Source organism: Thioalkalivibrio sp. ALE20, from assembly GCF_000381405.1.
In the GTDB taxonomy this organism is placed as follows: domain Bacteria; phylum Pseudomonadota; class Gammaproteobacteria; order Ectothiorhodospirales; family Ectothiorhodospiraceae; genus Thioalkalivibrio.
On record NZ_KB906474.1, the window covers coordinates 171,253 to 185,385 of the forward strand.

The following is a 14,133-nucleotide window of genomic DNA, read 5'->3' on the forward strand; positions in this document are numbered from 1 at the left end:
TTCGCCTGCGACAGCACCGAGGTCCCCGCCTGCTGCAGCACCTGCGCCCGGGTCAGCTCCGCCGTCTCCGCGGCAAAGTCCGCATCCCGGATCCGCGAACGCGCATCCGACAGATTCTCCGAGCCGATCTCCAGGTTCGAAATCGTGCTCTCGAAACGCGTCTGCACCGCACCCAGCTCCGCACGCAGCGAATTCACCTCGGTCAGCGCACCATCCAGCGCACCCATCGCCTGGGTCGCCGTTTCGCGCGTCGTGACGTCGATGTCGTTCAGGGTCACATCCGCCGAGGTGGTATCGTCGAACATCGTGACGTCGTCCACCCCATCGGCGTCGACATCAATCACCCCACCATCGACCTGCAGATTCTCCGTGCCCAGCTGCGAGGTCACGGCAACCGTGGTATTGCCTTCGTTGTCCACCCGCAGGGCCGCCTGCAGGTTGGCATCCGCGACCGCCGCAGCATTGTCGTCACCCGCCGCAGCCTCGTCCGCGATCTCGGCATTGATCATCCGCACCGCGTCTTCCAGCGTTTCGGCATCGCCCAGATCCACACTGATGTCATCAAAGGCATCCGCGGAAATAGTCACGTCGCTGATACTGTTGAAACCAGCCTCAATATTTTCCTGGCTGACACCGTCTTCACCGACCACTTCCGTGGTCCCCAGCTCGGAGGTCCGGGCATCCACACCGTCCACGGCAATGGTCTGCCCCTGGTTCGCCCCCACCTGGAAGAACAGGTCCTCCACCGTGCCATCCAGTACCGAGCCACCGTTGAACTCGGCCGAGTTGGCCACACGACTGACCTCCTCCATCAGCTGCTGGACCTCGTCGTTGATCGCCTGACGGTCCGACGCCGAATTGGTGTCGTTCGCCGCCTGCACCGACAGCTCGCGCGCACGCTGCAGCGCATCCCCGATGGTGTCCAGCGCACCCTCGGCGGTCTGCGCAAACGAGATACCGTCGTTCGAGTTGCGCACCGCCTGGTCCAGACCATTGATCTGACTGGTGAAACGCTCCGAGATCGCCAGACCCGCCGCGTCGTCCTTGGCGCTGTTGATGCGAAGACCCGACGACAGACGCTCCAGCGACTGCGACAGCGAACCCTGAGACTCGTTGAGATTACGCTGCGCGTTCAGCGACAGCACGTTGGTGTTGATGACCTGGGACATGATGCCCTCCTTGTTTTGCTCGCTCTGCTGACCGGCCAGCCATTGCCGTTCCGGCAGCAATGACAGGTTCGGAATTGCCTCTCACCCCCCGTAACGACCACCCACCGGCAACCTTTAACCCCGATCGGCAAAAAATTTCCGCTCTCTTGCCGCAGGGGCAAAAACGCCACGCCCGAACCAGGCCATACCCTGTGGGAGCGCGCTCGCGCGCGAAAACGCACCCGCCCGGACCACCGGCCTCGACATCGCCCCCCGAAAACGCAAAAAGGCCCGCCCCGATCACTCGGGGCGGGCCCAGGGATGGCCCGCAGCGCGGGCCCGGAGGAAACCGAAGCCTTACTGCAGCAGACCCAGCACGTTCTGCGGAACCGCATTCGCCTGCGACAACACCGTGGTCCCCGCCTGCTGGAGCACCTGCGCCCGCGAAAGTTCGGCGGTCTCTGCCGCGAAGTCCGCATCCCGGATCCGCGAGCGCGCATCCGACAGGTTCTCCGAACCGATCTCCAGATTCGCGATGGTGCTCTCGAAACGCGTCTGCACCGCACCCAGCTCCGCGCGCAGCGAGTTGACCTTGGTCAGGGCGCCATCGAAGGCGCCGATGGCCTGAGTAGCGGTCTCCCGGGTCACCACATCCACATCATTCAGGGTGACGTCCTCCGCATCGGATGCGGCGAACAGATCGACAGCGTCACCGTCGACCGACACAGCTCCTCCATCGACATCCAGCCCTTCGGTACCCAGCCGGGAGGTGATTGCAATGGTCGTGCTCCCATCGTTCGTCACCCGCAGCGAGGCCCGCAGATCAGCGTCCGCAACGTTCTTCGCGTTCTCGTCCCCGGCGGAAGCCGCATCGGTAATCGCCGAATTGATCATGCGGACTGCATCTTCGAGCGTCGCCGCTGCTTCAATCTCCTCTCCGGCATCACCCGAAAGCTGCACGTCAATTGCGTCAAAACTGTCGCCGTCAATGGTCAAATCGTCGAAAGGCCCGTCAAACGCGTCCGTCAGTTCATCGATCATTCCGATCTCTTCCTGAGTCAGGCCATCGGTGCCCACCACCTCCGTGGTGCCCAGCTGCGAGGTCCGCGCATCCACTCCGTCCACGGCAATGGTCTGCCCCTGGTTCGCCCCCACCTGGAAGAACAGGTCTTCCACAGTGCCATCGAGGATCCGGCCACCATTGAACTCGGCCGAGTTGGCCACACGACTGATTTCCTGCATCAGCTGCTGGACCTCGTCGTTGATCGCCTGACGATCCGAGGCCGAATTGGTGTCGTTGGCTGACTGCACGGCCAGCTCCCTGGCCCGCTGCAGCGCATCACCGATGGTGTCCAGCGCGCCCTCGGCGGTCTGCGCGAACGAGATGCCGTCGTTCGAATTTCGCACCGCCTGGTTCAGACCGTTGATCTGCGTGGTGAACCGCTCCGAGATCGCCAGACCGGCCGCGTCGTCCTTGGCGCTGTTGATGCGCAGGCCGGACGACAGGCGTTCCAGCGACTGGGCGAGATCGCCCTGGGTCTGGTTCAGATTGCGCTGGGCATTCAGCGAAAGAACGTTGGTGTTGATGACCTGAGACATGTTTGCTTCCTCCGGAACTTGAGTGCCGGCCGGGCCGGCTGAGGCAATCCCTGGGCGGCGCCATGCCGCCTTCGATTCCCTTAACGACCATCCCGGGAAGACCTTTAGGGCAGCTCGGGAGACCGACCATCCCGAGAGCTCCTCGGGACATCCCGTGTGTGCAACAATGTCCACGTCGCTCATCCCGGCCGACCAGGATCGCTCGTGACCGCTCTGCCCCAATGGCTGCTCCAGCCAACCGCAAAGCAACTGACGCTGGGCGGCGATGCCCGACTTCTCGTGAACCCGGAGTCCGGACTGAACCGCTACGGCTGCTCGCCGGTGCCACGCGAAGATGCCTTCAGCTTCGCTTCTTCCACCGCCACGTCGATCTCTCGACACGGCTACGAAGCGGCATCACTCCTGCACAATCGCCTCATCAACGACGGAGCCGAGCGCAGGTCCGAACAGCGGCTTGCGGAAACGACCCATCACCTCGCAGACCTGCTGGTACACACGCTGCAGATCCACGACCGACAACCGGGGGTGTTGCTGTCCAGCTCGGGAACGGATTCCCAGCTCCACGCGACGGCCGTGGCTGCCTGCCCGGAAAGAATCCCGCTGATCAGCATTGTCTGCGGTAGCGACGAAACCGGTAGCGGCACACCCTATTCTGTAACAGGGCACCACTTCGACGGCGTCACTGCACTCGGTCGCAACGTGCACAAGGGGTCGCACATCGAGGGGTTTCCCCAGATCGATTACCGAGGCATCCCGTTCCGGGACGATCGCGGGTACAGCAAATCCACGGAGGACCTGGACGAAGAAGTCCGCAGGACCGTAACGGGGGCCATCCAGCGCGGATACTTCGTCCTCCTTCACCTGATGGACCAGTCCAAACTCGGGTCCATGGCCCCATCAAGCGGTGTCGTTGACGAACTCCAGCAACGGTTCGGCGAGACCATGCAGATCATCGTCGATGCATGTCAGCTGCGTCTGGATGCGGAAGATCTCGCGGCACACCTGGACCGGGATCACATCGTGCTCGTCACCGGCTCCAAGTTTTTTACCGGCCCTCCATTCAGTGGTGCCTCGCTCTTTCCTCGTTCCGTCATCGAGCGCTGGTCACGTAAGGCTCGTCGCCTGCCTCCGGGCCTCGCGGATTATCTGGATCGATGCATGCTGCCGGACTGGCTGGCCGCCACCGCCCCGCCGCTTCCGGCGCCCGCGGATATCGGAATGCGGCTACGCTGGATCGCCGCACTTGAAGAAATGAGCCGCTACTTCGCCATCCCGCGTTCCGAGCGACTCCGCCTGCTCGACGATTTCGGGCAGCGCATGGACCGTATCCTGGGGCAACACCCTGAACTTCAGCCCATAACCACGCCCCACCAACGTTCGGCCGACCGCAACCACGGGCGGGGCCCGGAGCTCTCCAGCCGCACAACCCTCCTTCCGTTCCGCGTCCTCGGTCCCAACGGGGACCCTCTGTCGACCGACCAGTCGAACGTTCTGTACCGACTACTGAACCAGGACCTGACTCGTCATGTGGCCGGGAAGGACCTGCCGGCCGATCTCGCCCGCCGCGCCTGTCACGTCGGCCAGCCCGTGCCCCTGGGAGCCGGCCTCGGTGCGGCCTTGCGTGTCAGCATTGGCGCGCGCATACTCACTTCCTGCAACAGTTCAGGTATCATGGAAACGCGGTTCCTCGATATAGAAGAAAAAAAACTTGCCCATGTGTGCGAGAAAGCGGTGTCTTTGTCCCGGCAAATTTAAAGATACTGCTAGACGAAAACCCTCCCCTTCACCCCCCTTCCACCAAGAAACAGAACCGCTGTCATTTACCTAGAGTTCGGTCAGCACACGCAGCAGGTCTTCATGATCCGCCTCATCTAAAGCTCCAATGTGCCCCACACGCAACAGGTCGTTAGCGCGGTACCCCCCGCTCGGATTGACCAGAAAACCTCGGCTACGAAGTTTTTCGAACACCGACTGCGCATCCCCTTCTGGACACAACAGCGGAGTTTGCGCATTCGACAGTGGATACGTTGGCAATTCAAAGCGAGTCATCGTCCGAACCCCACTCCGGAATCCCTCTGCAAGCCGAGCGCAGCGTGCAACGTAGGCCAAAACCCCATGCGCCTCAATCCGCTCAAGCTTCTCCTCCACCTGCAACGCGACGGAGATCGCCGGCGTGAAAGGAGACTGCCCTCTCTCTTGGTCCAAGATGTGGTTCTCAAGGTCGAGGTAAAAAATCGGGCCAACCCTCCCCGCCACACGTTCCCGGTACGTTTTTTCCTCGATCACCACGAACGCCATTCCTGGCGCCGCGGCGAGACCCTTATGCGAGCTAAAAAGGGCCACATCCACACCCCATCCCTCCATATCAAAGGGATCCGCAACCAGCGAACTAATGGCATCAACTATTAGAAGCAAACCATGACGCTGACAATGACGCGATAGCATCTCGATTGGATAATACTGCCCCGTTCCAGTCTCGTGCACATTGACTAGAAGGGCTGTGTGTCGTGTATCGGCTGCATCTTCCAAATGGCGTTCCGTCAGCTCCTCGCCAAAAGACAGTCTGATGGCCGAATAAGCGATGCCATGATGTTGGCAAAGAGCCTCGAACCGCGCCCCGAACGTGCCACCATTAATAATCAGTACCCGATCCTGCTCCCCAAGTATCCCGCTTACAGCTGCCTCCATCGCAGCCGTTCCGGAGCCCGTGAGCATTGCAATCCGCGACCCCTTCGGATTCGCGCCACAAAGAATTCGAAGCCGCTCGCCTAGACGGTACATTCGCTCCGAAAATTCCATGGTGCGGAAATAAGGGAGCGGCTCGGCGCCGACCGCAAGAGTCTGTGGATCCATTTCCACGGGACCAAGCGTGAACAGCTTCACGAGGAAGCTCCTTCATCGTCCCAATAGACCCCTGCGTAATGCGATTTGCGTTGATTGACTGCTGGCAACTTTTGGTAGTTGCCATAGAGATCCCGGAGCACACGGTCATAGTCCTGCGGAGCCGGCAGACTCAGACTCTCGAACGGGAGGTGTACCGCAGGGAATATAGCTGATTCAGGGTGTTTTCCGCCGACCAAGCGGTCGTTGACCACACGCCGCTTTGCGCCGGGAAAACCCCGACTAAGCCATGCCCCCAATTCCGCCCCTTTACCAATCCCCCTTAACGACATACACAACGGACCCGAACATTTTCTGCCGGCCGACAAACGCCGAGACTGATTGCGAACCGCCTTCATCACACCGTACCACGCTCTGCCCCAGCTCCCGATACGCGGCATCTCGAGTAGATCAATGTACAGCCCCATTCGCTCCCTGCTATTCGTCCCCTCCAAACGGGTACGCTGATCCACCACCCGAATATCCACATCCCAAGGCACACCGCACCGTCGCTGATGCATGACTCGAAATTCAGCAGGCAGGCGCTCCTCGAGAACCGTCAACGCCAGAACCATGTCTTCGGCAGCAACATGCAGATCTACATCATCATCCCATGGAATGAACCCTCCATGCCGGACCGCCCCAAGCAGCGTGCCGTGGCTTATCACATAGCCCACCCCGCCATACTCAAGTGCCTCGGCCACCCTCTCGAGCATAATCAGAAGTCGTGCGTGCTGCCGGGAGCGATCCAGTTTCACCATTCGCGGCCTCCCAAATCTACCGCCTCGGGGATGGTACAAACCCTTTGCAAACGCTCGTAATCCTCCGGTTCGTCAATCTCCGACCAGAACCGATCACCAATCTCACCAACATAAACCTCACCACCTTCGTCGGTCAGGCTGTAGAGAACCTGCTCCCACCACGCATCATGGTTCTGCTTCTCCACAAGCAACTGCAAACGTTGCCGAAATTGAGGCAAGCTTCCGACTTCCAGTTTAGCAAGACCGATGTATTCCGCGGTCCGTTGTGCCACTGGAAGACCCTTCCCATAGACGCGCAGGAGACGGCGCTCATCAACTCCCAAAAAAAAATCCCCCTTCTCGACCCGTCGCGGATCAGCGAACATAACTGGAGTACGCTTGTCAGCGAGCGCCATATCGAGAATCGAAGAATCCATGTACACATCACCATTAATCAGTAGCAGCGGAGATTCGTGTAGCACATGCCTGGCGAACCACAACGAGACAATACTGTTAGTTATATTATAAAAAGGGTTGTATACCACTTCTACCGGCAAGCCCGAGAGAGCCTGAGCCACTATTTCCCGGCGATAACCGAGAACGACCGTGACGGCCAACTTCCGTTCGAGTAGCTGCTTCACTGTGCGCCGGATCAACGGTTCACCACCAACTTCCAGAGCGCTTTTCGGATATTCTCCGATATGGGCTTGGATACGCGTTCCACACCCGGCAGCCATCAACACCGCACGCCCCCAGCGTGACCGCCTACGCTTCAACGAAGGCATTTCTAATCTCCTGAGAACTCAATCTCATTGCTCCTACACGCGACTAACAACCGTCGTCATTACCCCAAACGCGTTCACTCTGAAAGCACGGGCGTAACTTCTAGCCTCGCTCCTGCCGCGAGCAGGGCATTTGCCAATTCCATGAGCTCCTCGCGATTATCGACAAATGAACGTATGTCCGGGCTCACACCCACATCCTCTATCTGCCAATTCTGCTGGCTCACAGGCCGATCCAGCGTCTCGAGGCCAATAAGGACTGACGCCCAGGGCGCTCCCAGTAACGCGTGCCGAGCCCGGGAAGCGGCTTCGACCAGGCCCTCCGGAAACTTCGATCCCGGCACGGCCTCAGAGCAACCCTCGAGGGCTCTGACGGCAATCATTCGGGGCCCGGCCACCAGGCAATGAAGACGTATGGGGTGAATTAGCGCCTCGATAACCACGTCCTTCACCGAATGCTGCTCCATTCTCTGAAGCATGACTGGCAACCGATCACCCAGCCGGGCCCGGGGTATTCGCGCCTCAACACGCCCGGTTTTGCTTCGCAAACGTACCGCCGCGCCCAGATTTCTACAATGATGGAGGATTTCTGAAACATCGGACACGGAAAACGCCGGTCGCGGCGGCACAGGTAGGCCAGCCTCGCTCAGTAGCCGGTCGCGCAGAACAATGTCACCCGAAGCCCTCCTCGCCTCCTCGGTCACCTCATCGCTCATCGCCGAGAGGAAGCCTTTCCACCCGTCGGGTGTATCAATCCTCCACAACATGGAGGTTAGTTCATCCACCGCGAAGCCCGCTTCTCGGGCGGCCTCAATCAATGGCGTATGCGAGGAAGGGGCCATTTCTTCGGGAGCCGAAGTACTCGATGCAGGCCTGCACGATGGAACCTCTCCCTCCACCGGACCGGGTCTACCAGTCCGCGCAAGAAACCGAAACCCGAACTCGAAGAAATGCCCGCCCGCATCGAAAGATGGCCCCGAATAGGGAAAATGATGCATGGCGATCGCCGGATTCGCGTTGGTTTCCGTAATGACCAGATTATCCGGTGTGGCATCGCCACCGGGGTCGCGGACAAGCAGGTCCACTCCGCAGAAACGCGTAGGCGGAATTTCGGCGGCCGCCCGCTCCGCCACGTTCAGGATCGCCGGTGACACTTCGCTGGTAAGAGCCAGGTATTGTGCCCCATTCCCGATATTGTTGAATTCTCCGAGAATTACCCACTCTCCGTCTTTCGGAACATCATCCGGCGACCTCCCGGTACGCTCCAGTGCGGGCCAGTCGCGGATCGGATGTTTTGCGGTCAACGGGTTGCGCTGGCGCAGCCGGTTTTTCTGTTCGACAAGCTTGCGGATGGAATCCTGCCCGTTACCGACAACCGATGCGGGCAGGCGCATGATGGTCGCAACCGCCTTGCCACCGATGATCAGGATACGAAGTTCGTGTCCATCAAAGAAATCTTCGACCAGTACATCGCTGCATACTTCAGCGGCCCGGGACCATGCGCTGGAGAATTCGGTTTCCGTGCGAACGTTGACGGTAACGCCCCGTGATACGTTCGCCGACACGGGCTTAACGACAACCGGGCCCGACCGGGTCGCGAAATCAGCCAAAGCGGAGCCCAGGTCATTGAAGACACCACCACGAGCGACCGGAAGGCCCGCGCGTTCGAGCACTTTGCGTACAACGCTCTTGTCCCAGTCGGCGGCTTTCTTGAATGCTGACAGCTGCGGTGTCTGTACATTAATTTCCAGCGTCTTCCCGTCATCGGAGAGAACCTGCATCACGCGTGGGAGCAACTGACGGGTTTCCAGACCGAGCTCCCGCGCCCGTGCCTCGATGATCTCTTCATCGATATATCGCTGCGCCTGAAACAGAGCAGAGCCGGTAAAGTCATTCGGCTCTGCTTCAAGGCGGCGAATGTACCAGGGCAAGTGGTGCAGTGACGAAGGCGCAGCGTTGGTGGGCTTTGGTTTTTTCTCGGCACGCTCGGCGATCAGCTCGACGGAACGTTCGGCGTTGCCCTCACCGTGTGTTCGCTGGAAATCCATCCCTTCCCGAACATGGGGCGCGATCTGCATCGCCGCATTGGCCTCGAAGATAACGATGTTGCCCTCCGAGTCCGGAGCGCAATCGACACCACAGATATCCAGTCCGGTCTTTTTCAGAGCCTGGTGAAGCGCGTCCCATCCGTCGTTCGACAATTCCCCCTCGGGATTTCCGAGGAACGCCCGGGCCCTCTCGTAAAGGTCCGGCCGCTGACGGAGCATGTCCGCCGCCGAGTCACCATGCACGCTCCACTCCGGCGTGAAATAGGCATGCGCTGGATGCAGTTCATCACCGATCAGGAAGGCCCGAAATTTCCGGAAGAGGCCCGTGGCCGGATCACGAGTATCCAGCCATTCGATCAAATAGAGCTCGCGCACACGGTCCGTCACCTGCATGCGGCGCAGTTCCCGACGGTTTTCGATCCGATACATCCAGCGCCCGGTCTGCAGGCCGGCCGAACGGACGATGATGGGATACCGGATACCACTGGATTCCATGGCCTGTTCGACGGCACCCACGGGGTCGGAAACGCCCTGAACCGGGACGGCCACGGTCTTCGGAAAGCGGATTCCCGGCATGTCGGCAAACCGGCGGGCGTTCGAATCCCGACGGGTATCCAGGATAGTGCGCGGATGGTTAACTACCGGAAGGTCCAGGCGTTCCAGCAGCCGACACGCGGTTTCCAGTTCTTCGGGTGACTTGTCAGCGTCGGTGATGGAACACAGCACGACATCAGCGGCGGGCACCTCATCCATCAACTCGGGCCGACGCTGCAAGGTTTCCATGAAGATTTCGGTCGTCGAGAACCCGGCCTGGCCCAGGTGAGAGTTCAAGTCATTGCCCGTCTCGAACACCATCTGGCCCGTGCTGGGCCGAATGCGTGGCGGAGTGCCACTCATGGCTCTCAGCAACAGTACGTGAGGCTTGTCCGGTTCACGCTGGACGGTGGAGTACCCCCTTGCTTCGAGGGCCTCGAGGGCGGTTTCCAGGGCACCCTCGCGGTCCCCTTTCATGCCCTGCAGCGCTGCCTTTTGCAGTTTCAGCGTCGCGTTGTCCGGGTTCCGCTCGAGATTTTCCGTCACAACAGAATGCGCCCCGTCGATGTCCCGACCAAGCACGCGCGCAAGCATCCGTGCATTGCGCCACGCTTCCGCCTCGGGCTCTCTTTCCGACAACGCATCCGCGGCCAGAACCATCGACCGTGCGTCCTTGCGCGCGCGGGCAATACGAAACAGGCGCTTCAGATCATCGGTGGTACCTCCTCGCTCCACGGCCTTGCGGGCCGTATCCAGCGCCGAGTCCATGCCCAGGCGCTCGCGGGCCATTGTCAGGGCTCGCCATACCTCCCCCTGCCGATCCTGTCCGGTCAGGCCTGCGAGCTCGCGTTCGGCCCGCTCCGTCTCCCCCGCGTCCAGATGCCGGCATGCAGCCTGGACCGTAACCGGCGCTTTCTTATTGCGTTTTTTCCGAGCCACGCATCCACCCCCCGTGCTAGTCTTGCCGGGATCATATCGCAGGGTGGCCTTCGCCGGACACACGAACCGGTAACGCTCGCGACTCACGCGTCCAACAACCAGTGATCAAGGAATCGTCATGTACCGAAGCATCATGCCGCTATCCCGGGGCGGAGAGACCCTGGGTATTGAATGGGAGCCGGGTTTCGCTTTTGCCCGTGGTCACGAACGGGTGGAAATCGGGATGTCCGAATGCCTGGAAGCGGCGGCGGCCATGCCGCTGGCCCTGGTGCGTGATGGCGAACAGGGAGCTTTCCGGGTCGTAGCGGTCATGGGCGTGGAGGAGAATGACAACCTGCTGGTCGATGAAGAGGGCCGCTGGCATGCGGGTTACACGCCTTCCGCGCTGCGACTGTATCCTTTTACGCTAACGGGTCTGGGCAACGGCGCCGAACCGGAACTGGCCTATGATGCTTCCTGCGGAATGGTGCACCCCGGAGGCTCCAGGCCGCTGGTGGAAAACGGAGAGGCGACTGAATTGACGACCCGCCTCCTCAAAGCCCTGCGCTGGCTGGAAGAAGAGCGCATGGCGGCCCGCATTGCGGCCCAGTCCCTGGAAGTCGCCGGCGTCCTCGGCCCGTGGGCGCCGGACATCACGCTCCACGGGGAAACACTGCAGCCGCAGGGGCTGTATGGCGTCGACCAGAAGGCACTCGCCGGGCTGCGCGGCCCCATGCTTGAAGCCCTGAATGACGCCGGCGGCCTGCTGCTGGCCCACGCCCAGCTCGTCTCAATGAACAATTTCCCGTTCCTCGGCCGTCGCCTGCACGAAGCGGAAAAGCAGGCGCGACCCATGCTGTTCGACGCCTGAACGGAACGGAGCGCAGGATCGGCCAGGGGGCTGGCCTCCTACGGTTGAACCCGTGCCCCCCGGCAGGAGGCCGGCCCTCCGGCCGATCGGGCCCGGGGGATGGCCGCTGTAATCGGCCAGAGGCTGGCCGCCTGCGAGGCCCTACGCGGTGAGGGTCAGGGCCATCACCACCAGGGCCACGGCCTCGACGGTCTCGAGGGTGGCGCCGGCGGGGTCGCCGGTGAAGCCGCCGAGCCAGCGGCGGAAGAACGCGGCCAGGGCGACCACGGTGGCGCCGGTGAGGATCAGGGCGATGATGGCGCCGGGCAGGCCGCCGGCCACGCCGAGGATGACCACGGCGATGGCGGTGGCCACCAGCACTCCGGCGGCAGCCCGTTCGGGCAGGTTCGCCGCCATGTCGGCGCCCAGGCCGGCGGGATTGAGGTAATCGGCGAGGCGGAACAGCAGCACCAGCGCGGCGCGGCCGAGGACCACGGCGATCACCAGTGCCAGCCACTGCGCGGCGGCCACCAGCGGCACCAGCGCGGCGAACTTGACCAGCAGCACCAGCATCACGGTGGCCACCGCGATGGGGCCGGAGGTCGGGTCCTTCATGATGGTGCGGGCGCGTTCGGGGTCGCCGTGACTGCCCACGCGGGCATCCACCGTGTCGGCCAGCCCGTCCAGATGCAGCGCGCCGGTGATCGCCACCCAGCCGGCCAGTACCAGCGCGGCGAGCAACAGCGGTTCGGCGCCCGGCAGCAGGCCCAGCAGCAGGCCGCCGGCGGCCAGCAGCAGGCCCAGCACCAGCCCCACCAGCGGGTAGAACAGCAGCGAGCGACCGGCGTCCTCCGGGCGCGGGGCCTCCGGCAGCAGGCGCGCCGGCAGCGGCACCCGGGTGAGGAACACCAGCGCCAGCCACAGCGGGACGAGCGTGGCCGGCCGGCTCATGCCTGCACCCGCGCGGGATCGACCCAGTGCAGCACCGCCAGCGGGGCCTCGATGCTCAGCAGTTCGGCCAGCGGGATGCCCTCGAAGTGCGCGCGCAGTACGCGGATGACGCCGCCGTGGGTCACCACCAGCGTGCGCGCGGTGCCGGGCGTGGCCACGCTCTCGCGCCAGCCGGCCAGCACGCGCCCGCGGAACGCGCCCAGCGCCTCGCCCCCGGGCGGCGGGCAGCCTTCCGGGTCCTGCCAGAAGCGGCCCAGCGCGTCGGCATCGGTCTCCATCAGCGCGGCGGCGCTGCGGCCCTCCCAGGTGCCGAAGTGCAGCTCTTTCAGGCGCGGTTCCACCACCAGCGGCACGTCCCAGCGCTGGGCCCAGGCCGAGGCCGGCCCCTGACAGCGCCGCAGCGGCGAGGTCACGATGCGGTCCCAGGCCGGTTCCCCGGAGTCCAGACCGGGTGGGCGCCGGCGTGCCAGTTCACCCTCCATCGCCGCCTGGCCGCGCGCGGTCAGCGGCACGTCGCTGCCGGCGCCGCAGAAACCCTCGCCGGTGGTCTCGCCGTGGCGCAGCAGCCCGACCCGCGCCCCGTCGCTGGCGGACGCCCCCGTACTCACGCGCCCGCTCCGGACTCGTCGTCCGCCACCCCGGCCTCGTCGAAGGTTGCCATGCCGGCGTGCAGCTCGCAGGCCATGCGCAGCAGCGGCACCGCGGTCGCCGCGCCACTGCCCTCACCCAGGCGCATGCCCAGATCCAGCAGCGGCTGCGCACCCAGCGCCTCCAGCACACGGTCGTGGCCGGGCTCGGCGGAACGATGGGCGTAGAAGAACCAGTCCCCCGCCCCCGGGCACAGCCGCGTCGCCACCAGTGCCGCGGTGCTGGCGATGAAGCCGTCCACCAGCACCGGCTGGCCGATCTGCGCGCTGGCCAGGAACGCGCCGGTCAGCCCGGCGATCTCGAAGCCCCCGACCCGCCGCAGCCACTCCAGCGCCGAATCCCCGGCCTCGGCGTGCAGGGCCAGCGCGCGCTCGATCACCTCGGCCTTGTGCCGCACCCCGGCCGGGTCCAGCCCGGTACCCGGGCCCGCCAGCGCGTCCGGCGAGGCCCCCAGCACACCGCAGGCCACGGCCGCCGCGGCAGTAGTGTTGCCGATGCCCATCTCGCCGCCGATGAACAGCCCCGCCCCGCCCTGGCACGCCCGTTCGGCCGCCTGGCGTCCGGTGTTCAGCGCGCGCTCCAGCTGCGCCGGGGTCATCGCCGGCTCGCGCGCGAAGTTGGCGGTGCCCGGGCCCAGCCCGGCGCGGATCACGCCCTCGGGCTCGGGACCGCCGGGCAGCGTGCCCAGGTCGATGATCTCCAGCCCCGCGTCCAGGCTGCGCGCGAGCACGGCGATGGCCGCCCCGCCGGCGGCGAAGTTGGCGACCATCTGCCCGGTCACCGCCTGCGGAAAGCGCGAGATGCCTTCGGCGACCACGCCATGGTCGCCGGCGAACACGGTGATCCACGGGTGCGGCGGGTTCGGGCACTCGCGGCCCTGCAGCGCGGCCAGGCGCTCGGCCAGGGTCTCCAGACGGCCCAGCGAACCCGGCGGCTTGGTCAGGCGTTCCTGCCGGGCGCGGGCACGCGCGGCCGCCCCGGCATCCAGGGGCGCGGCGGGGACGTTCAGCCAGTCACAGTCTTCGGTCACGCGGG

At 63.6% G+C, this 14,133-nt stretch carries 11 protein-coding genes; 2 read left to right on the forward strand and 9 right to left on the reverse strand.

Annotation, left to right across the window (positions count from 1 at the left end; translation table 11 throughout):
• Together F790_RS13770 and F790_RS0107975 are read right to left on the reverse strand one after the other, a co-directional pair.
• A partial coding sequence (locus F790_RS13770) for a flagellin (protein ID WP_038036633.1) occupies positions 1-1,169 on the reverse strand: 1,169 nt, incomplete at its 3' end.
• Between the two features lie 336 nt (positions 1,170-1,505).
• Positions 1,506-2,747 carry a flagellin gene (locus F790_RS0107975; protein WP_019591313.1) on the reverse strand — a complete coding sequence of 414 codons (1,242 nt, stop codon included), beginning with the start codon at positions 2,745-2,747 and terminating at the stop codon, positions 1,506-1,508.
• A gap of 204 nt (positions 2,748-2,951) precedes the next feature.
• Between F790_RS0107975 and F790_RS13775 the strand changes: the two genes are divergently transcribed.
• Positions 2,952-4,502: a hypothetical protein gene (locus tag F790_RS13775; protein WP_019591314.1), complete on the forward strand. Its 1,551-nt coding sequence runs from the start codon at positions 2,952-2,954 to the stop codon at positions 4,500-4,502.
• Between the two features lie 69 nt (positions 4,503-4,571).
• Here the strand turns inward: F790_RS13775 and F790_RS0107985 are convergent, their stop codons facing one another.
• From F790_RS0107985 to F790_RS0108000, 4 genes are all read right to left on the reverse strand, one after another.
• Positions 4,572-5,630 (reverse strand): alanine--glyoxylate aminotransferase family protein, encoded by a 1,059-nt coding sequence (locus F790_RS0107985; protein ID WP_019591315.1) that lies wholly within the window; start codon positions 5,628-5,630, stop codon positions 4,572-4,574.
• The gene (locus F790_RS14190; RefSeq protein WP_081647405.1) at positions 5,627-6,388 is read right to left on the reverse strand and encodes a LicD family protein; all 762 of its coding nucleotides are present in this window, start codon (positions 6,386-6,388) and stop codon (positions 5,627-5,629) included. The genes F790_RS0107985 and F790_RS14190 overlap by 4 nt, the downstream gene beginning before the upstream one ends.
• A complete protein-coding gene (locus F790_RS14195) occupies positions 6,382-7,152 on the reverse strand; it encodes an NTP transferase domain-containing protein (protein ID WP_081647406.1) in 771 nt (256 codons plus the stop codon). Before F790_RS14195 ends, F790_RS14190 begins: the two co-directional genes overlap by 7 nt.
• A gap of 74 nt (positions 7,153-7,226) precedes the next feature.
• Entirely contained in the window at positions 7,227-10,520 is a 3,294-nt protein-coding gene (locus F790_RS0108000) for a hypothetical protein (RefSeq protein WP_019591318.1), read from the reverse strand.
• A 268-nt stretch (positions 10,521-10,788) separates the two neighbouring features.
• Between F790_RS0108000 and F790_RS0108005 the strand changes: the two genes are divergently transcribed.
• Positions 10,789-11,520 (forward strand): SapC family protein, encoded by a 732-nt coding sequence (locus tag F790_RS0108005; protein ID WP_019591319.1) that lies wholly within the window; start codon positions 10,789-10,791, stop codon positions 11,518-11,520.
• 141 nt (positions 11,521-11,661) lie between these two features.
• Here the strand turns inward: F790_RS0108005 and cobS are convergent, their stop codons facing one another.
• From cobS to cobT, 3 genes are read right to left on the reverse strand one after another with little or no spacing between them, the layout of a single operon-like run.
• On the reverse strand, positions 11,662-12,450 hold the full coding sequence (gene cobS, locus F790_RS0108015) for an adenosylcobinamide-GDP ribazoletransferase (protein WP_019591320.1): 789 nt from the start codon (positions 12,448-12,450) through the stop codon (positions 11,662-11,664).
• Positions 12,447-13,058, reverse strand: a complete 612-nt coding sequence (locus tag F790_RS0108020) for a histidine phosphatase family protein (protein ID WP_019591321.1) — start codon at positions 13,056-13,058, stop codon at positions 12,447-12,449. Before F790_RS0108020 ends, cobS begins: the two co-directional genes overlap by 4 nt.
• Positions 13,055-14,128, reverse strand: a complete 1,074-nt coding sequence (gene cobT / locus F790_RS0108025; protein WP_019591322.1) for a nicotinate-nucleotide--dimethylbenzimidazole phosphoribosyltransferase — start codon at positions 14,126-14,128, stop codon at positions 13,055-13,057. The genes F790_RS0108020 and cobT overlap by 4 nt, the downstream gene beginning before the upstream one ends.
• Positions 14,129-14,133 lie beyond the last annotated feature (5 nt).

Bases quoted from the DNA above. Each gene is read 5' to 3' on its own strand.
- F790_RS14195 (WP_081647406.1), bottom strand. From the start codon at position 7,152: ATGCCTTCGTTGAAGCGTAGGCGGTCACGCTGGGGGCGTGCGGTGTTG.
- F790_RS0108005 (WP_019591319.1), top strand. From the start codon at position 10,789: ATGTACCGAAGCATCATGCCGCTATCCCGGGGCGGAGAGACCCTGGGT.
- F790_RS0108000 (WP_019591318.1), bottom strand. From the start codon at position 10,520: ATGGCCCGCGAGCGCCTGGGCATGGACTCGGCGCTGGATACGGCCCGC.
- F790_RS14190 (WP_081647405.1), bottom strand. From the start codon at position 6,388: ATGGTGAAACTGGATCGCTCCCGGCAGCACGCACGACTTCTGATTATG.
- F790_RS0107975 (WP_019591313.1), bottom strand. From the start codon at position 2,747: ATGTCTCAGGTCATCAACACCAACGTTCTTTCGCTGAATGCCCAGCGC.
- cobS (WP_019591320.1), bottom strand. From the start codon at position 12,450: ATGAGCCGGCCGGCCACGCTCGTCCCGCTGTGGCTGGCGCTGGTGTTC.